This is a genomic window from Nonomuraea sp. NPDC050786, assembly GCF_040654115.1.
Classification (GTDB): domain Bacteria; phylum Actinomycetota; class Actinomycetes; order Streptosporangiales; family Streptosporangiaceae; genus Nonomuraea.
In genome coordinates this window covers 168,723-184,745 of the sequence record NZ_JBFAHJ010000014.1, presented here as the reverse complement: position 1 = coordinate 184,745, position 16,023 = coordinate 168,723, and the positions used below count along the sequence as shown (strand labels likewise).

At 69.4% G+C, this 16,023-nt stretch carries 21 protein-coding genes and 3 pseudogenes; 8 read left to right on the top strand and 16 right to left on the bottom strand.

Annotated elements, in window-relative coordinates; all coding sequences use genetic code 11:
• Window positions 1-42: 42 nt before the first annotated feature.
• Entirely contained in the window at window positions 43-1,239 is a 1,197-nt protein-coding gene (gene manA / locus AB0H84_RS25550) for a mannose-6-phosphate isomerase, class I (RefSeq protein WP_357608863.1), read from the bottom strand.
• A gap of 144 nt (window positions 1,240-1,383) precedes the next feature.
• On the opposite strand from manA, the gene AB0H84_RS25545 reads away from it, so the two are divergent.
• A complete protein-coding gene (locus tag AB0H84_RS25545; protein WP_357608860.1) occupies window positions 1,384-2,004 on the top strand; it encodes a TetR family transcriptional regulator in 621 nt (206 codons plus the stop codon).
• A 12-nt stretch (window positions 2,005-2,016) separates the two neighbouring features.
• Window positions 2,017-2,895: an ABC transporter ATP-binding protein gene (locus tag AB0H84_RS25540; protein WP_357608859.1), complete on the top strand. Its 879-nt coding sequence runs from the start codon at window positions 2,017-2,019 to the stop codon at window positions 2,893-2,895.
• Between the two features lie 15 nt (window positions 2,896-2,910).
• Here the strand turns inward: AB0H84_RS25540 and AB0H84_RS25535 are convergent, their stop codons facing one another.
• The 3 genes from AB0H84_RS25535 to AB0H84_RS25525 all read right to left on the bottom strand — a co-directional run bounded on the left by AB0H84_RS25535 (window position 2,911) and on the right by AB0H84_RS25525 (window position 5,833).
• Complete coding sequence (locus tag AB0H84_RS25535; RefSeq protein ID WP_357608857.1) at window positions 2,911-4,404, bottom strand: RICIN domain-containing protein; 1,494 nt, start codon at window positions 4,402-4,404, stop codon at window positions 2,911-2,913.
• A 157-nt stretch (window positions 4,405-4,561) separates the two neighbouring features.
• On the bottom strand, window positions 4,562-5,038 hold the full coding sequence (locus tag AB0H84_RS25530; protein WP_357608854.1) for a MarR family transcriptional regulator: 477 nt from the start codon (window positions 5,036-5,038) through the stop codon (window positions 4,562-4,564).
• A gap of 45 nt (window positions 5,039-5,083) precedes the next feature.
• Window positions 5,084-5,833 carry a helix-turn-helix domain-containing protein gene (locus AB0H84_RS25525; protein ID WP_357608851.1) on the bottom strand — a complete coding sequence of 250 codons (750 nt, stop codon included), beginning with the start codon at window positions 5,831-5,833 and terminating at the stop codon, window positions 5,084-5,086.
• A gap of 93 nt (window positions 5,834-5,926) precedes the next feature.
• Between AB0H84_RS25525 and AB0H84_RS25520 the strand changes: the two genes are divergently transcribed.
• Complete coding sequence (locus AB0H84_RS25520; protein WP_357608849.1) at window positions 5,927-6,778, top strand: NAD(P)H-binding protein; 852 nt, start codon at window positions 5,927-5,929, stop codon at window positions 6,776-6,778.
• Window positions 6,779-6,859: 81 nt separating this feature from the next.
• On the opposite strand, the gene AB0H84_RS25515 is transcribed toward AB0H84_RS25520, so the two are convergent.
• Together AB0H84_RS25515 and AB0H84_RS25510 are read right to left on the bottom strand one after the other, a co-directional pair.
• Window positions 6,860-7,684, bottom strand: a complete 825-nt coding sequence (locus AB0H84_RS25515; RefSeq protein WP_357608848.1) for a hypothetical protein — start codon at window positions 7,682-7,684, stop codon at window positions 6,860-6,862.
• Window positions 7,685-7,731: 47 nt separating this feature from the next.
• Window positions 7,732-8,046: a hypothetical protein gene (locus AB0H84_RS25510; protein ID WP_357608845.1), complete on the bottom strand. Its 315-nt coding sequence runs from the start codon at window positions 8,044-8,046 to the stop codon at window positions 7,732-7,734.
• A gap of 26 nt (window positions 8,047-8,072) precedes the next feature.
• Between AB0H84_RS25510 and AB0H84_RS25505 the strand changes: the two are divergent.
• A pseudogene (locus AB0H84_RS25505) lies at window positions 8,073-8,237 on the top strand (glycoside hydrolase family 15 protein); the annotation flags it as partial.
• A gap of 197 nt (window positions 8,238-8,434) precedes the next feature.
• Here AB0H84_RS25505 and AB0H84_RS25500 read toward each other — a convergent pair.
• A complete protein-coding gene (locus tag AB0H84_RS25500) occupies window positions 8,435-9,352 on the bottom strand; it encodes an NADP-dependent oxidoreductase (RefSeq protein ID WP_357608842.1) in 918 nt (305 codons plus the stop codon).
• A 314-nt stretch (window positions 9,353-9,666) separates the two neighbouring features.
• Between AB0H84_RS25500 and msrB the strand changes: the two genes are divergently transcribed.
• The gene (gene msrB, locus AB0H84_RS25495) at window positions 9,667-10,146 is read left to right on the top strand and encodes a peptide-methionine (R)-S-oxide reductase MsrB (RefSeq protein WP_357608839.1); all 480 of its coding nucleotides are present in this window, start codon (window positions 9,667-9,669) and stop codon (window positions 10,144-10,146) included.
• Window positions 10,143-10,697: a peptide-methionine (S)-S-oxide reductase MsrA gene (gene msrA, locus AB0H84_RS25490; RefSeq protein WP_357608836.1), complete on the top strand. Its 555-nt coding sequence runs from the start codon at window positions 10,143-10,145 to the stop codon at window positions 10,695-10,697. Before msrB ends, msrA begins: the two co-directional genes overlap by 4 nt.
• Window positions 10,698-10,719: 22 nt before the next feature.
• Here msrA and AB0H84_RS25485 read toward each other — a convergent pair whose 3' ends face one another.
• The 5 genes from AB0H84_RS25485 to AB0H84_RS25465 form a co-directional block, all read right to left on the bottom strand.
• A complete protein-coding gene (locus tag AB0H84_RS25485) occupies window positions 10,720-10,986 on the bottom strand; it encodes a hypothetical protein (protein ID WP_357608834.1) in 267 nt (88 codons plus the stop codon).
• Between the two features lie 224 nt (window positions 10,987-11,210).
• On the bottom strand, window positions 11,211-11,723 hold the full coding sequence (locus AB0H84_RS25480) for a hypothetical protein (RefSeq protein ID WP_357608831.1): 513 nt from the start codon (window positions 11,721-11,723) through the stop codon (window positions 11,211-11,213).
• Window positions 11,724-11,788: 65 nt separating this feature from the next.
• Window positions 11,789-12,013 carry a hypothetical protein gene (locus AB0H84_RS25475; protein WP_357608828.1) on the bottom strand — a complete coding sequence of 75 codons (225 nt, stop codon included), beginning with the start codon at window positions 12,011-12,013 and terminating at the stop codon, window positions 11,789-11,791.
• Between the two features lie 83 nt (window positions 12,014-12,096).
• The gene (locus AB0H84_RS25470) at window positions 12,097-12,369 is read right to left on the bottom strand and encodes a hypothetical protein (RefSeq protein ID WP_357608825.1); all 273 of its coding nucleotides are present in this window, start codon (window positions 12,367-12,369) and stop codon (window positions 12,097-12,099) included.
• The gene (locus tag AB0H84_RS25465) at window positions 12,333-13,301 is read right to left on the bottom strand and encodes an NmrA/HSCARG family protein (protein ID WP_357608822.1); all 969 of its coding nucleotides are present in this window, start codon (window positions 13,299-13,301) and stop codon (window positions 12,333-12,335) included. The genes AB0H84_RS25470 and AB0H84_RS25465 overlap by 37 nt, the downstream gene beginning before the upstream one ends.
• A gap of 94 nt (window positions 13,302-13,395) precedes the next feature.
• Here AB0H84_RS25465 and AB0H84_RS25460 point away from each other — a divergent pair, with 94 nt between their 5' ends.
• Window positions 13,396-13,869 carry a MarR family transcriptional regulator gene (locus tag AB0H84_RS25460; protein WP_357608819.1) on the top strand — a complete coding sequence of 158 codons (474 nt, stop codon included), beginning with the start codon at window positions 13,396-13,398 and terminating at the stop codon, window positions 13,867-13,869.
• A gap of 251 nt (window positions 13,870-14,120) precedes the next feature.
• Here the strand turns inward: AB0H84_RS25460 and AB0H84_RS25455 are convergent, their stop codons facing one another.
• From AB0H84_RS25455 to AB0H84_RS25445, 3 genes and pseudogenes are all read right to left on the bottom strand, one after another.
• On the bottom strand, window positions 14,121-14,297 hold the full coding sequence (locus tag AB0H84_RS25455) for a hypothetical protein (protein ID WP_357608816.1): 177 nt from the start codon (window positions 14,295-14,297) through the stop codon (window positions 14,121-14,123).
• The gene (locus AB0H84_RS25450; RefSeq protein ID WP_357609055.1) at window positions 14,287-14,625 is read right to left on the bottom strand and encodes a hypothetical protein; all 339 of its coding nucleotides are present in this window, start codon (window positions 14,623-14,625) and stop codon (window positions 14,287-14,289) included. The genes AB0H84_RS25455 and AB0H84_RS25450 overlap by 11 nt, the downstream gene beginning before the upstream one ends.
• A gap of 19 nt (window positions 14,626-14,644) precedes the next feature.
• Window positions 14,645-14,944, bottom strand: a pseudogene (locus AB0H84_RS25445) (MBL fold metallo-hydrolase); the annotation flags it as partial.
• Between the two features lie 381 nt (window positions 14,945-15,325).
• Here AB0H84_RS25445 and AB0H84_RS25440 point away from each other — a divergent pair.
• Window positions 15,326-15,538: a hypothetical protein gene (locus AB0H84_RS25440; protein ID WP_357608813.1), complete on the top strand. Its 213-nt coding sequence runs from the start codon at window positions 15,326-15,328 to the stop codon at window positions 15,536-15,538.
• Here the strand turns inward: AB0H84_RS25440 and AB0H84_RS25435 are convergent.
• Window positions 15,505-15,624 (bottom strand): annotated as a pseudogene (locus tag AB0H84_RS25435) (hypothetical protein); the annotation flags it as partial. The gene AB0H84_RS25440 and the pseudogene AB0H84_RS25435 overlap by 34 nt on opposite strands.
• Between the last annotated feature and the right edge of the window lie 399 nt (window positions 15,625-16,023).

Below are 16,023 nucleotides of genomic sequence, written 5' to 3'. Positions count from 1 at the left end.
CGCGACGTTCAAGCCGGCGGCGAAACGTCCGTGCGTATAGATCTACATTGTAAAGGCGCCCGGCGAGGCGCAGTACGCCGTTCCCTTGCCGGAGAGCCGCACCGACGGGACGGCCGCCGGGACGAACGCCGACTCGCCCGGCCGCAGGGTCAGCTCTTCGAGGTGTGCCTCCCCGTCGACGCAGACGACGATCTGGGGGACGCCCCCGGCCAGCGAGTGGGGGGTCTCCAGGTCATAGCGCGCAAGGGCGAACTCCGGGGCCGGCGGCCGGTAGTGGTGCTCACCCCGTACGTCCTCCTCGGGCCGCACCCGGTGCGGCTCCGAGGGCGTGAAGTCCACGACGCGCATGAGCTCCGGCACGTCGATGTGCTTGGTGGTGAGGCCGCAGCGCAGCACGTTGTCGGAGTTGGCCATGATCTCGACGCCGATGCCGCCGAGGTAGGCGTGGGGGACTCCGGCGCCGAGGTAGAGGGCCTGGCCGGGGCGCAGGTTGACGTGGTGGAGCAGGAGGGCGGCGGTGACGCCGGCGTCGCCGGGGCAGGCGCGGGCGATGTCGCCGTACACGGCCAGGTCGGGGTCGCCGTCCACGGCAAGCAGGGCCTGCTCCACCTGGGCGCGCAGCGGCCGGTTGGCGTCGTCGAGCATCTGCGCGAACACCTCCCGGAGGCCGCCCGCTCTGAGCAGGTCGGTCCAGGGGCGGAGGTCCGGCAGGGCCAGGCGGTCGAGGAGGCCGGCGGTGGCGGCGGGGTCGCGGAAGCCGCACAGGCCGTGGAACGGGGTGAGCGCGCAGACCATCTCGGGCTTGTGCGAGGCGTCCTTGTACGTGCGGGCCGGGTCGTCGATGGGGACGCCGCGCGCGTTCTCGTCGGCGAACCCCGCCTCGGCCTGCGCGGTCGTGGGGTGAACCTGGAGGGAGAGGGGGCGTTCGATGGCCAGGATCTTGAGCAGGTAGGGGAGGGCGGGGCCGAAGCGGGCGGCGGTGGGCTCGCCGAGGGTGGCGGCGGGGTCGTGGGCGATGAGCTCGTTCAGCGGAGTGCCGGCGACGGTGGAGGGGTCGCCGGGGTGGGCGCCCATCCAGAGCTCGGCCTGCGGCTTGCCGGTGGGCTCGGTGCCGAACAGGTGGGGGAGCGCCGTGACCGAGCCCCAGTCGTAGGGGCGGATGGCGGTGGTCAGGCGCAGGGGCGCGGTGGCCGTCGGGAGGTCGGTCTGTGGCACGGCGGTGGCTCCAATCGTCGTCATGGAGCGTAGAACGGGACAGGCCGATGTGCGTAGTCGGGGCGCGGGCCACCGCCTTCTGCGCAGCGGCCGCCCCGCGTTGCGCCGTGACTATACATCGGTATAGTCTGCTTTTCGTGTGAACAGTTGGCTATACAGAGGAATGGGATGACGACCGTACCGGATCCGGAGGACCTCACCGCGCGTGCGCGGATCAGGGACGCGGCGATGCGGCATATCGGTGAGTACGGCTTCGAGCGGGCGACGATCCGCGGGATCGCCGAGACCGCGGGAGTCTCCCTGGGCCTGGTGCGTCACCACTTCGGCTCGAAGGAGGCGCTGCGCGAGGCGTGCGACGAGCACCTGGTGAAGATCATCCACAAGTTGCACGAGGACGCCGCGCGCGACCCGCGGGCCGGCCTCAACCCGGTGGCGGTCATGGGGCCCTACCAGCCCTACCTGGCGCGGGCGCTGACGGAGGGCTGGGCGGCGCCGCTGTTCGACGAGATGGTCGACATCGGCGAGCGGTGGATCGCGGAGGCCGACAAGAGCCGCACCGACCCGCCCGACGTCGACGCGCGCTCCCGTTCGGCGTTGATCGCCGCGATGGCGCTGTCGGTCACGGTCCTGCGCCGGCACGTCGAACGCGGCCTGGGCGCCGACCTGACCAGCCCGGAGGGGCAGGCCAAGCTGATGCGGGTGATGCTCGACGTCTACTCCCACCCTCTGCTCAGCCTCGAAGAGGCCGCGGAGGCCAGAAAGGCCCTCGATCGGGGCCGGAACACGTGAAGGAGCATCGCCATGGCTGACGCCATCGCCGTGCAGGGGTTGACGAAGACGTTCGGGTCGACCAGGGCACTGGACGGCCTCGATCTCACCGTGCGCACCGGCGAGGTCCACGGGTTCCTGGGGCCCAACGGAGCGGGGAAGAGCACGACCATCCGGATCCTGCTGGGCATGGTACGGCCCGACGGGGGCACCGCCCGGCTGCTGGGCGGCGATCCGTGGTCGGAGGCGACCGAGCTGCACCGGCGGCTGGCGTACGTGCCGGGCGATGTGACCTTGTGGCCCAACCTGTCGGGCGGCGAGGCGATCGACCTGCTCGGGCGGTTACGCGGCGGCCTGAACGAGCGGCGCAAGGCGGAGCTGCTGGAGCGGTTCGATCTGGACCCGCGCAAGAAGGCCCGCACGTACTCCAAGGGCAACCGGCAGAAGGTGGCCCTCGTGGCGGCGCTGGCCTCGGACGTCGAGCTGCTGATCCTGGACGAGCCCACCTCCGGGCTGGACCCGTTGATGGAGGAGGTGTTCCGCGAGTGCGTCAAGGAGTCGGGGCGTACGGTGCTGCTGTCGAGCCACATCCTGGCCGAGGTGGAGGCGCTGTGCGACCGGCTGACGATCGTCCGTGACGGCCGGACGGTCGAGACGGGCACGCTGGCGGAGCTGCGGCACCTGACGCGCACGTCGATCGAGGCGGAGCTGGCGGGGCCGCCGGACGGGCTGGCCGAGCTGCCCGGCGTGCACGACCTCACCACCGGTGACGGGCGGGTGCGGTTCACGGTGGACAACCCGGCGCTGGACCCGGCGCTGCGGCGGCTCGCGGAGGCGGGCGTGCGCAGCCTGGTCAGCCGGCCGCCGACGCTGGAGGAGCTGTTCCTGCGCCACTACGAGAGCGCGCGCTGAGGGAACGCGAAGGGCTCACAGCTGGGTGCGGGTGAACTGCTGGTTCTGGCCACCGTTGCACGCGTACTGCTTGAACTGGACGTCGTCGGCCTGCGACGAGGAGGGCAGGTCGGCGCACTTGCCCGAGTGCCTGGCCACCAGCCGCAGGTAGCCGCCGCCCGCGTCCTGCAGCGTCCACTGCTGGTTGGTGCCGGTGCCGCAGCTGTACTGCTGGACGGCGGCCCCGTCGGCGGTGGAGCCGCTGTTGACGTCCAGGCACTTGCCGGAGTGGCGGGCCACGATCTGCACGTAGCCGCCGCTGATCGACTGGACGCGCCACTGCTGGTTGGCGCCGCCGCCGCAGGAGTACTGGATGACGGCGGCCGCGTTGGCGGTGGAGGCGTTGCGCACGTCGGCGCACTTGCCGGAATGGCGTACCGCCAGCCGGTCGTAGCCGGTGCCGGTCGTGGTGATCGTGCCGGTGGCGGCGTCGACGGTGAGCTGCCGGGCGTAGGCCAGGCTCATGGACGTGCCGCTCGGGAACTGGATCGGCAGCCACACGTAGCGGGAGTCGTTGACGGGGCCGCCCCACGCGCCGGCCCACCGGTCGCCCAGGTACAGGTACGACGTGCCGGAGGTGCCCTGCACCGGCAGCACGTACGCCGGCTGAGAGCCGAACGTGGTGGCGTCGCCCACGTTCTGCCAGGCGCTCCACGTGCCGGTGATGCTGGTGGCGGTGGCGTACTGGGCCTGGTTGGGCTGCCAGCCGGTCGCGGCGGAGGTCAGCATGAAGTACACGCCGTTGCGCTTGAACATCGCCGGCGCCTCCCGGTGGTCGCCGGCCCACATCCGCGCGAGCGCGGCCACGTCGGTGTAGTCGGCGGTCAGCCGGTACACGTGCAGGTCGTAGTTCTCGTTCGCGGCCGAGATCATGTACGCCGCGCCGTCGGTGTCGACGAACGCGGTGATGTCGCGCGACATGTGGCCGAGCGGGCGGAAGCTGCGCAGGTAGGTGTAGGCGCCGTCCACCGTGTTCGAGACCGCGACGGCCGCCCGCGCCTCGCCGTAGTCGCGGCCGTTCTCCTTGTGCATCCACATGACGAACTGGCCGGTCGAGGCGTTGTAGACGACCTTCGGGCGCTCGATGTTGGCCACCTGCAGCTCGGCGGCGCTCGACTGGGTGAGCACGTGGTTGCGGAACTCCCAGGTGCGCAGGTCGGCCGAGCGGTAGGCGGAGACGTAGCGGAAGGTGCCGTCGGCGTTGCGGTTCTCCCCGAACCAGTAGTAGTACGAGCCGACCTTGATCACGCCGCCGCCGTGGGCGTGCAGCAGGTTGCCCGACGTGTCGGTGAACTGGGCGCCGACCGGCACGGTGACGGGAGCGGCGACAGACCCTGTGACGGGAGCGGCGACCGGCACGGGGGGAGCGGCGACAGACCCTGTGACGGGTGTGGCCCGCGCCGCCACGGGGGCGGGCGGGAGCGCGAGTGCCAGGCACAGCCCGGCCAGGAGGGCGAGGACACGGGACATGGCCGCCTCACCATAGGACCGGCCGGTCGGGCAGGCCAGCGCCGCGCCCGCTCCGGCGGCATCCGCGCACGTCGGCGCTGAAACTTTCAGCTCCGCCCCAGGTCAGCGGGTGGGCCGCCCAGGCCCCATAAGACCGCCACGGCCGGCGCCGTACGGGTCAGCGCTTGGGGGAGGAGGCGCCGGCCGGCTCCAGGAAGACCACCGGGACCTGGTTCTCCTCGACCACGCGCCCCAGCAGCCCGGCCAGCGCGGCGCGCTCGTCCGCGTCCAGGCCCGAGGGCAGCCGGTCGATCCGGCGGCACGTCTCGGTGTAGAAGGCCTCGGCCACCTCGCCGCCCCGCTCGGTGAGCGTCACCCGCACGGCGCGCCCGTCGCGCGGGTCCGGCTCGCGGCGCACCAGGCCGCGCTGGGCGCTGCGGTCGACCAGCTCGGTGAGGCTGGACTTGGCCAGGCGCAGGATCCCGCCCAGCTCGCTCATCCCGTACGGCTGCGCCATCAGCACGCACAGCAGCTGACCCTGCTGCGAGGTGATCCCGTACTCGCGTGCCGAGTCGGCGTACACGGCGCTCACCAGGAAGGAGGCGCGCACCAGCGCGGAGACGACTCCCATGTGCTCACCCGTTGGCTTGACCATGCCGCCGACCCTCTGCTTGATTCGGAAAACGAACTAACTGCCAGTTTAGCAAGGCTGAAGCGTCGGGAGGCGGCCCGCGAAGAAGGCACCGGGAGTCACGCCCATCATGGCGCGGAACTCGGCCGTCATGTGCGACTGGTCGTAGTAGCCGGCCGCCGCCCAGCCGGAGGCACGGCCGTTCGCGAGCACTCTGCGGACGCGCATGATGCGTTCGAAACGCTTGGGCGGGAGCCCGATGTCGTCGGCGAACAGGCCGCGCAGATGACGCTCGCTGACGGCCAGCTGCCGCGCGATGGCGGGCACCGGCTCCCGTCCCTGGCCGGAAGGGCGGGTCAGGGCCACGGCGGCGGCACGTACCAGCTCGCTCCGCGCCAGGTCCGCCGGAGTTCGGGCGGCGATCCGGGTCAGCAGCGCCGACTCCAGATGCTTCAGTACGAGCTCCGCGTCGGTCCCCGCCTCGAACAGTCGGAGCACGAGGTCGTCCGAGCCGGGCCACAGCTCGCCGATGCCGACCACGCGGTCGACCAGCTCGCCCGCTCCCACACCGAGCAGCGGCAGGGCGGCGCCGGGCCGGAGCCGGAGCCGGAGGCTGAACGGGAGGTCCTTGCCGGTGTTGTACGTGGCACGCGTACGCGGCCCGGCCACCAGCAGGTCGCAGCGGCCCTGCCGCGTCCGGCGCACGACCAGCGCGGTGCGGGCGTCGGGGACGCGCACGAGCCGATCGCCGGGCCCGGTGCCCGTCCACACGGTGATGTCGCTGATCCAACGTCGCAGCCTGCCGGGCGGGAGGTTCATGGCCTCACGCTAGCCGCCAGGACCGGGCCACCGGCGGATGGTGTGCCGGAATTTCCTATAGGTGCCGGCGGGCGCGCTGACAGCATGCGAGGCATGATCCTTCTTACCGGTGCCACCGGCACCATCGGCGGTGAAGTGCTCCAGTTGCTGTCGGCCCGTGGCGAGCGGGTGCGGGCGATGGCCCGGGAGCCGTCGCGCGTGCCCGCACTGCCCGGCGTCGAGGCGGTACGGGGCGATTTCGACGATGTGGCGTCCCTGGCAGAGGCGGCGGCCGGAGCCGACACCCTGTTCCTGCTCAGCGCCCCAGGCCCGGCGATCACCCGGCACGACGAGGCGATGCTCGCCGCCGCGCGGGAGGCGGGCGTGCGCAAGGCGGTCAAGCTCTCGGCCATCGGCACCGGCGAGCAGCCGGACTCCAAGGTGGCGGACTGGCACCTTCCCGGCGAAAAAGCGCTGCGGTCGAGCGGTATGGAATGGACCGTGCTGCGCCCCTCCAGCTTCGCCTCCAACACCCTTCGCTGGGCCGCCCCCATCCGGTCAGGGCACCCGATTCCCAACATGACCGGCACCGGCACGCAGGGCGTCATCGACCCGCGCGACGTGGCCGAGGTAGCCGTGCGCGCGCTGACGTCCGGCGACCTCGCGGGCAGCGTGCTCACACTGACGGGGCCTGAGCTGCTGAGTGTTCCCGACATGGTGGCGTGTCTGGGCGAGTTCCTCGGTCGCGGCCTGGAGACGGTCGATGTGCCGCTGGAGCGCTACCGGCAGCAGCTGCTCGCCGCCGGACAGGACGCCGCGTTCGCCGACACCGCCGTCCACGGCGCCGAACTGGTCGCGCGAGGCGGCAACGCCCGGCTGACCCCGGACGCGGAGAAGGCGCTGGGCCGCCCGCCCCGCACGTATGGCACCTGGGCCCGCGACCACCGCGCCGCCTTCACCGCCTGAGCCGTCTCACGCGCGTTCCGCCGTCACGCCGAGCGCCCGCGGCCGCTCGGCCCGGATCTCGCCGTGGCTCCGGCCGTGAGCTCAGCTCGCCGACACCGAGAAGCTGTTGGTGCGGAAGTCCATCCCGCCGCTGGACGACGTGATCTCGTAGCCGAACTGGACGTCGCCCAGCGTCACGTCACCGAACCAGTTCCTGGCCCGGAGCCAGTTGAGGATCGCCTTGATGTCCACGGTCCCCGAGCTGACGTTGCCCTGCCGGACGAAGGAGAACACCTGGTTGGACCCGTTGGAGCCGCGGTAGACGTCCCAGCTGTGGCCGCCCACCGACGCGCTCGTCTGCCGCGACCCGATAGGGCCCACGGGACCGTACTTGTTCATCCAGAGCATGATCTCGTAGGTGTGGCCGTCGCACCAGATGTCGTACGCGCTGGTGTAGGCGCCGCCGTTCGGCACGGTGACGTTGAAGCTGCTGGTCGCGCTGCCGAGGGCGCTGAGCCGCCGGTTCACGTTCTTCGTGGCGTTGGGGTAGGACTTGACGCCACCGGTGTTGGGGTGGTTGGCCCAGACACCCCAGTTGCCGTACGAATTGGCCCAGATCGTCTGTGGGCCGGCGCCGCTGCCCCAGACGTTGTTGTAAAGGGTGTAACCGCCGCTGGTCCAGGTGCCCCACCGGTCCGTAGAGGACCAGACGGCGGCCTGGGCGGGCTGAGCGAGCACCCCGATGAGCGCGACGAGCATGGATGCCGAGACGAAGAGGCGGAGCGTCCTGAGCATGATCTCCCTTTCCGCTGTTGTCGGCCGATGGCGGGCGTCTCTGTCGAATCCGGACTGTCGAAGCGCTTCGACGAGATGCCGACGCGGCCGGGACCGTTTCCGATGGGAAGTGTGGTCACCGTAAGTCGGCATTCGGCCGGGGGAAACACCGGCGAGCAAGGAATCCTCACCGTCGCAGGTCAAGCGGTGAAGGGCGGCGGGATCGACGTGAAAGTTTCACCCCGGCCGACGGCCTGTTGAGCCGTGGACCTGGACTTTTCGCGAGCAGGCGGCGAACGCGGGGCCGGATGTGCGGTGACGCTGGGCTTCTTCGAGGAACAGGCGAGGTCGGCCTGCCGGTCGCGGACGCGGTCGTCGGTCCGTACCAGTGGCTTTGGCCGGGTGTGGGCGGGCATCTCCAGGACGGCGGCGGGGTTGATCTCCACGTCCTTTCTCGTGCTGACCACGCCGGTCCCCCTCGGCATCAGCGACTCCAGCGGATACGGCGTGTTCACGGTGCGACGGGGAGCCGCGGCACTTCCTGTACTCCAAGCTCATGTGCTGGGTGGCGCTGGACCGCGGCATCGCCCTCGCCGGCCTCCTACGGACGCAGGAGCGTGTCGAGTCCTGGCGGCGGACCCGCGCCGAGATCCGCGAAACCCTGCTGCGCGAAGGCTGGAACGACCGGCTGGGGGCGTTCATGCAGGCCTTCGGCTCCGATGTGCTCGCGGTCTCTCCTGCGCCCATCAGATCACCACCGGCGTCGGCAAGGTCCGCACCGACTCGACTGGCTGGCGATATCTTGGCGGCGAGCTGGATCTCCACCAGTTGCCTGGGGAATGCCAGCCTGGTTGTGCCGACCTGCCGACCTGCCGGCTGCCCGACGATCGCGTCCTCGAGTCCTCACGGACGAACGCGGATGATCGTCTTCCCGTTGATCCGCTCGGTCGGATTGAGGGCGGCGACGGCGTCGTCGAGGGTCGCGACGTTGCCGATGTTCGTCCGCAGCCGTCCGTCCCGTACCCGCTGGACGATCTCACCCAGTTGGGCGCGATCGGACTCGACAACGAAGTCGACCGCCAGGCCGTCGGCGGGCCGCGCCCCGGGTGGCCCGACGACGGACACCAGTGTTCCTCCGGCTCGAATCAGGCGTGCGGACCGCTTCCCGATGTCGCCGCCGATGACATCGATAACCAGATCGACTTCGCCGATGGCTTCCAGCGCGTCGTTCTCAAGGTCGACGAACTCCTGCGCGCCGAAGTCGAGCGCCTTCTGACGGTCGGCGGCACGTCCGGTGCCGATGACGTAGGCGCCGGCCTCTCGTGCGAGTTGCGTCACCATCGACCCGACTGCGCCGGCCGCGCCGTGCGCGAGGACGCTCTGTCCCGCCTGAAGGCGGCCGTGCTCGAACAGTCCCTGCCACGCGGTCAGGCCCGAGATCGGCAGGCTCGCGCCCACCGTGAAGTCGACGTCGCCCGGCAGCGGCGCGAGGTTGCGTGCCTCGACGGCCACATACTCCGCCAGGGTGCCGTCGCGAGTCCAGTCCGTGATGCCGAACACCCGCTGTCCCACCGACAGCCCCGTCGTGCCATAGCCGAGGGCGGTGACCACTCCGGCCAGCTCGTGTCCAGGGATCGACGGTGTTCGGTCACGGTCGAGGCGATCGGTCCAGGTCGAGGGCCACGCCATCTCAGTCGGGACAAATCCCGACGCATGAACCTGAACGAGGACGTCGCTCAGCGCTGCCTGCGGCTCGGGCCGCTCCACCAGCGTCATCCCGGCCTTTCCCGCGGCCTGGTCCGTCACCACAATCGCCTTCATCCGGCCCTCCATTGCACCCAGTCCTCGCCTACACGGCGTTCTCGGTTCACCAGCGTTAGCGGCACCAACCCTCGGCCTCTTACCAGGCTGATCGGTAGGGGTCATGGCGCGAGGGCGTCGAGGAACGAGCGCGATCGCGAGGCCGGGCTTCCCCCATCCCACCTACCATGTCACCGGGCAGTCCCTGACCGGTTGCGCCGCGCAGGTGGAACTGAGTACGAACCGGGATTGGCGTCGAGGGCGGGACCAAAACGATTCTCTGCGATGTTGTTTCCAGTGACGCCGCAGCCAGCGACGTCAGAGGAGGAGACATCGTGTCGCACAACTACAGCAAGACTCCGGAGGCGCTGAGCCGCCTCACCGACAGCCAGTTCCGCGTCACTCAGAAGGACGGGACGGAGCCGGCGTTCCGCAACGAGTTCTGGAACAACCATGAGCCGGGGATCTACGTGGACGTGGTCTCCGGGCAGCCCCTGTTCTCGTCGACCGACAAGTACGACAGCGGCACCGGATGGCCTAGCTTCACCAAGCCGATCGTGGCGGACGCCGTTCGGTTGGAGACGGACAGGTCGTTCGGGATGACTCGCACGGAGGCGCGGTCCACCGGAGCTGACAGCCACCTCGGGCACGTCTTCGATGACGGTCCTGCCGGCGCCGGCGGCCAGAGGTACTGCATGAACTCAGCGGCGCTGCGCTTCGTCCCGGTCTCCGAGCTCGAGACGCAGGGCTACGGCGAGTACCGCTCGCTGTTCGAGACAGCCGACACCACCAGCACAGAGGAGCACACATCATGACCAGCGGAATTCATGACACCGGACAGATCACCCGCAAACCGGGCACCGAGACGGCCATCCTGGCCGGCGGGTGTTTCTGGGGCATGCAGGACCTCATTCGCCGGCAGCCAGGCGTGCTGGACACGCGCGTCGGATACACCGGTGGAGACAACGAACATGCCACGTATCGCAACCACCCCGGCCACGCCGAGGCGGTCGAGATCGTCTTCGATCCGGCGCAGACGACCTACCGTGACATCCTGGCGTTCTTCTTCCAGATCCACGACCCGTCGACGTTGAACCGTCAGGGCAACGACATCGGCACGAGCTACCGCTCGGCGATCTTCCCGCTCACCCCCGAACAGGAGAAGGTCGCACGTGACACGATCGCCGATGTCGATGCGTCGGGCCTGTGGCCGGGTAAGGCCGTGACGACGATCGAGCCCGCAGGGCCGTTCTGGGAGGCCGAACCCGAGCATCAGGACTACCTGATCGCGTACCCGAACGGCTACACGTGCCACTTCCCGCGTCCGGACTGGGTACTGCCCAGGCGCGCTGCGACCTCAGCCTGAGGGCTCTGTTGCGAGGGCGCGTTCACCACTGAGGCGATGAGCGCGCCCTCACGGCGTCAGGCAGAGGCGGAACCTGGGTCAGATGCTGCCCAGTCTTGATCTTCCGGTGGACCGCTTCCACGCTCAAAAGCGTGTCAGTCTCGGCCAGGGTGCGCTTGATCAGGTCGGCGATCTGGGTACGAGTGGCGGGCTCGCGCGGGTCGGCCAGCGCGAGCAGGTCACGCACCTGGCCGAGTTCGTCTTTGGCGGCGTCCTGGGTGGCGAAGCCGCCACGGCGCAGTTCGGGCATTTCTGCCCAAGGTCCTTGCCGTCGCTGTCGCGAGCAACCGCCAAGCAACCATCCGCGAGTGACTGCACCCGCTGCTCGCCGCTCGGCAACCTGTGAGGCTCACATACTGCCGTCACCGCGTCCGATCTTCGGCCTTGTTGCCCGTATCGCATATCACGGTTTTAGCGCACCGAGCGCTGCCTGCCACGAGCCGAAGACTCCACGCATCAACCTGTGTACTGCGTTCATGTCATCGAGGAATTATCCCTTGTGTCAGAACGCAAACCTGCGTTCTGGCGAGGCGATGGCACCAATAGCAGCGCCGAAATCACCGTCAGCGAAGACAGCAGGGCCACGATAGCGACGCGTTCTCCTGAGCTGTACATGCTCAGGTGCTGGAGATGGTAGAGCAAGTGAAAGCAGCTGAAGGCGAGCCAGGCCCCGCCAACCGTCCTGACGTAACGGTCGTGGTCGGCAAAGCGCCAGGCCGCGACTGTCACGACCAGCATGGCCATGTACAACGCGGCCATGTCCTTGACCAAGTGCTCGTTGTACGGGCCGAGGCGGAGCAGCCAGCCTCGGCCGATGCCAGGAAACGTCTCATACCAGGTTCGGGGTGCGAAATAGGCCCACACGTGAAGGAGGCATGCGGCAATCAGGCTGCCGAGGAGTGTCCGCCGTGTTATCAGGTTTGCCATGACAATAAGACAGTTTGCTCGCGCCACCTGTGACATGCGCTCATATGTGAGCGTCGCCACTTCGGCCACCTATGCCTCAGGGTCTATCGGCCCTAGCTCACTTGCGGGCCGACTACACGCCCTGCTCAAGCGAACCGGGCGGCTATGGGCGTGGGATCGCGGCCGAGGCTGAGCGGCTTCTGGAGATTCTCCACATGGACTACCTCCACGAGCTGCCGCAGGTCGAACAGCCCCTGGGCGAGCGGATGCCCAGCAGTGTTCCGACGTGGCCTGCCGCCGGTCACCCCGCAGCGGTCACCCAAGGAAGTGTTCTCGGCCCATCCGGGTGGGCAGTCCGTCTTGACTTCCATCTACGTTTGATGATCATTTCCACACTTTGGCCCCGGCGGAGTGGCCGGGCGTCACTCCGCCAGGGCTGGTGCGGGGTGGTTTCCTACTGAAAGTCGCACCCCGGGTTCGGCGCGTCCACCGAGAGTGGCGCGCCGTGGGGTATCACGTACAGCACTTCCATGAGGACGGGCTGGTCGCCCTGGTTCTGGCCGATGTGGACGTGGTCGGAGCCGCTGGCCTCGACGATGGTCTGCCCGGCCTTGTGCACGCCGTCGGACCCGCAGGTGGAGTCGAAGTGGCTGAGCGTTCCTTTGCGGATGACGCCGTAGAGGGTGCCGGTCAGCGCGGGATGGTGTCGCGGTGGGCGGCCAGCCACGTGTCGAACGACTGCAGCCTCGGGTTGAGCTCGCGCAGCAGCTCGAAGTCGATGAGCTCGGCGATGTCCGGGGCCGCCGCGATCAGGTACTGGAGCATGTTGCCGACCTCGCCCGCGCCCGGGAATCCCGCGGCCCGGATCATGTCGGGGCTGACCGCCTGGTAGGTGACGGGCTCGCCGAGCGCCAGGCTCAGCGCGGCGGCGTACTGCGAGCCGGTGAGCACGGACCCGGCGACGCTCACCCGCCTGCCGGCCATCCCGATCCCGTGGTGGAAGATCCCCAGCGCGGTCCTGCCGACGTCCTCCGCGGCCTGCGCGGCCACCCGCGCCTCGCCGAACCCGAGCGGCAGCACCAGCGCGCCCGTCTCGTCACGCCGGGGCGCGAACATGTCCCGGAATGCCTCGTAGTAGACGTTCGCCTGCAGGAAGGTGGTGGGCACGCCCGACTCCAGGAAGAACCGGTCGGCCTCGGCCTTGCCGTCGGCGTGCGGCACCTTGTACGAGCCCTCGAAGCTCGGCGTCCCGTCGCCCGGCCGGAAGTAGCCGCGGGTGTCGGACAGGGTGGACCAGACGAAATGCCGTACGCCGGCCTCCTGCCCCGCCCGCGCCGCGTTGCCGGCCTGCTCCCGCTCCTTGGTGCTCGCGGACCGCGCCCGCTCCTCCTCGGGCGTGCGAGGCTCCCAGAAGTTGGTCACCACGAAGGCGCCGTGGGCGCCGTCGAACGCCTTGCGCAGGCTGCCCTCGTCGTCGAGATCGGCCCCGACGACCTCGGCCCCGAGCGCGGCCAGTTCCCTGGCCCGCGCCGAACCCGGGTCCCGGGTCAGGGCCCGCGCGGCGAACCGCCCACTGCGGTCGTCGAGGATCGCGCGGACCAGCCCGCCCCCTTGCGCTCCGGTCGCGCCCACTACTGCGATGATCTGCTGCTCGCTCACAGAGACAAACCCCTCACGTGTTCAGGTTGATGTATCAACCCGGCCACCATACAGCGCCAGGTTGATACGTCAAGCAACGGGTAGAGTGGGCGTCATGGGATGGGAACAGGAACTCAGCGAGGCCGACCGGATGTGGCGCACGTACATCGAAATGGCCAAGCACCTCGCCTCCCACCTGCAGCAGCACCTGCAGCGCGAGTGCGACCTGTCGGCGGCCGACTTCGAGGTCCTGGTCCGGCTCACGGAGTCGGAGCGGCGGGAGATGCCCGTCGCGGAGGTGGCCGCCGCGACCCAGTGGGAGAAGAGCCGCCTGTCCCACCAGCTCACCCGGATGGCGCAACGTGGGCTGGTCGAGCGAGTGGACTCCAACGACCGCCGCTACCCCGATGTGCGGCTCACCGACAAGGGCTACGCGGCGATCAACAAGGCCGTCCCCGAGCACACCGAGATGGTTCACGCCCTGTTCGTCGACGTGCTGGGGCCCGAGCGGCTGGCCGGTTTCGCGCAGGCCTGCGCCGACGTGCTCCGCGCACTCGACGAGCACCGGGAGCGGGACTGCTCGTTGTGATCATGCTCCCGCGCCGCGGAAAGCGCCCCTAGGGTGTGGCGAAAGGCGGAGATCATTCCTGCCCCGATTGCCCCTGCTCCCCTGGGTGGCCACGCTGGCCGCCGCCGCGTATCCGACCTCAAGACCGTCTGGGCGGAACAGACGGCAGGAGCGCCGGCGAAGAACTGCAGTTCGGCTGCGCGGACCTTGGGTCCGCGCAGCGGAGCTCGACACGCTTCTGTAGGACCGTCAGCCACGACCCGAACCGGGTGTTACGGTCGGGTGCCGAAGGGGCCGAGCTCGCCGAAGTCGATGCGCAGCGACTCGACCATGGCCATGGCGTTGTCGACGGTGAAGACGTCGGCGGCGGCGAGAACGCCGGTGTACTTGGCGGCGACGGGCGCGGCGGCTGCCGTGGCGACGGCGTCCAGGTACGCCTTAGATGGCACAGGAGTTGCCGGTCGGCCCGTACTTCTCGTAACACGGGGTGGGGTCGACTGAGGCGGAGGCGGCGCGGGTGCTGGCCAGGAGGTCGGCCACGTACTGCTTCTGGAGGGTGGCCTCGGCGCGTACGCCAAGACGGCCGAGGTGGCCGCCGACGAGGGTCCGCCAGAGGTAGTCCATGGCGATGTCATGGGCCTTGATCCAGGCGGGGATGTCCTGGGAGGCGGCGAGGCGCTTGAAGGGTACCCAGCCGGGGAAGAGCACGTCGACGACCATGAGCGTGGCGTAGTCGGGCGCATAGACGAAGATGTTGTCCGGAGTGGTTCGGGCCACGGTAGGCGAGTTTGAGGTGCTCGCCGCCGACCTGCAGGACGTAGTGGTCGTCGAAGGTCACCGTAGGTGCCGGACGGTTGGGGTCGGGATCGACGCGCAGCAGGCGGCGGGTCTCGGTGTGGCCGATGCGCACCACGTCCTTGCCGAATATGGAGGCAGCTCCGATGTGGCCGGCGTGAGAGTGGGAGTACACCAGGTGCGTGACCTTGGAGGGCCTGCCGTTGGCACGGGCCACCTCCTGGATGGCCCGCAGCAGGTTGTGCCCGATGGTGGGCGGGGCATCGACGAGCACGACGCCGTCCCGCGTGGTGAGGAACATGGCCTGGTAGTAGGAGTCGGTGACCCAGTACAGGTTGCCCTCGATGTGTCCGACGAAGTAGCGGTCGGCGTTGGGCGCGGGCCCGACCGATGCGGAAGGGACCCGCGCGTAGTCCGGAAGGCCGGGCGAGTCGGTCGCGGCAGCGGTGCCCGAGAAACCGCCGAGCAGCGAGGTGGCGGTGGGAACTGCGGCGGCGACGACGCGCGCCTCAAGAACGTGCGGCGGTTGGTTGTGCTCGTCTCTGCGGGCTCAGTAGTCATGTGTTGTCCTTGTGAGCATGGGTCATAGGTCGATGCCGGCTTGTGCTGCGGGCGGCAATCGCTGTTGTCAGGAGGGGTGAAGTTCGACAACGACGCGATAGCTGGCAGGTTCTGAGGTGATGTGAAGGCCCGGATCGTCGAATATGCGCTGCAGCGAGGCATGCCACTCGGGATTGCCGGTGGCTTTGTCGAGCGCGGTGCCCGAGGTCGACTCGGCGATGTGGACGAACCGCGCCTCAGGGCGTCGGCGAGCGGCCTGTGCAGGCGGGAGCGGAGGAAGCCGGGCTGGGTCGACATGATCCGGGCGTTCTCCTGGTACACCTCGACGAAATAGTCGGCTTCGTCCGCCGGCACGGTGTAGCTCTTGATCACAGTTACCGGCCCGTCAACGCCGGTCTTCGATTCCAAGGATTGACTCATGCCCATTGAGACCGACGGCGCCTCGAATTTGTGGCACCAGCGGGTTGTTGACCTCGATGCCTCAGCCATCAGCCGACTCGGGCGAGGGCCTCCGCTTTGCGGTTGTTTTCGCCTGATCATCCGTTTTGTGTTTCCGTACGGCGTGTCGTGGACGCCCGAGGCGCTTGGGTGGGCGGCTGCCCTGGGCCCCAGGCGGTGCGGTCACTCCTTCCGTGCTCGGTGGGGTGCGACCGTCCGGGTCTTGGACGGCAGGTCGCGGAGGTACATCGCCTTGTTAGCGCTGAGGTTGAGCCATCCGCGCCCCCGCCGCCCAGCGGCGCACGCGTACGGCCCTGGCCGAGCGGGAGGAGGCGGACGCCGTCGCCTAGGAAGCACTCGCTCGCGCGGACGACGGCGACC

Coding starts and splice junctions, on each gene's coding strand:
- AB0H84_RS25535 (WP_357608857.1), bottom strand. CDS start 4,404: ATGTCCCGTGTCCTCGCCCTCCTGGCCGGGCTGTGCCTGGCACTCGCG.
- AB0H84_RS25540 (WP_357608859.1), top strand. CDS start 2,017: ATGGCTGACGCCATCGCCGTGCAGGGGTTGACGAAGACGTTCGGGTCG.
- AB0H84_RS25530 (WP_357608854.1), bottom strand. CDS start 5,038: ATGGTCAAGCCAACGGGTGAGCACATGGGAGTCGTCTCCGCGCTGGTG.
- AB0H84_RS25500 (WP_357608842.1), bottom strand. CDS start 9,352: ATGAAGGCGATTGTGGTGACGGACCAGGCCGCGGGAAAGGCCGGGATG.
- AB0H84_RS25515 (WP_357608848.1), bottom strand. CDS start 7,684: ATGCCGACTTACGGTGACCACACTTCCCATCGGAAACGGTCCCGGCCG.
- AB0H84_RS25475 (WP_357608828.1), bottom strand. CDS start 12,013: ATGGAAGTCAAGACGGACTGCCCACCCGGATGGGCCGAGAACACTTCC.
- AB0H84_RS25485 (WP_357608834.1), bottom strand. CDS start 10,986: ATGCCCGAACTGCGCCGTGGCGGCTTCGCCACCCAGGACGCCGCCAAA.
- AB0H84_RS25545 (WP_357608860.1), top strand. CDS start 1,384: ATGACGACCGTACCGGATCCGGAGGACCTCACCGCGCGTGCGCGGATC.
- msrA (WP_357608836.1), top strand. CDS start 10,143: ATGACCAGCGGAATTCATGACACCGGACAGATCACCCGCAAACCGGGC.
- AB0H84_RS25525 (WP_357608851.1), bottom strand. CDS start 5,833: ATGAACCTCCCGCCCGGCAGGCTGCGACGTTGGATCAGCGACATCACC.
- AB0H84_RS25460 (WP_357608819.1), top strand. CDS start 13,396: ATGGGATGGGAACAGGAACTCAGCGAGGCCGACCGGATGTGGCGCACG.
- manA (WP_357608863.1), bottom strand. CDS start 1,239: ATGACGACGATTGGAGCCACCGCCGTGCCACAGACCGACCTCCCGACG.
- AB0H84_RS25520 (WP_357608849.1), top strand. CDS start 5,927: ATGATCCTTCTTACCGGTGCCACCGGCACCATCGGCGGTGAAGTGCTC.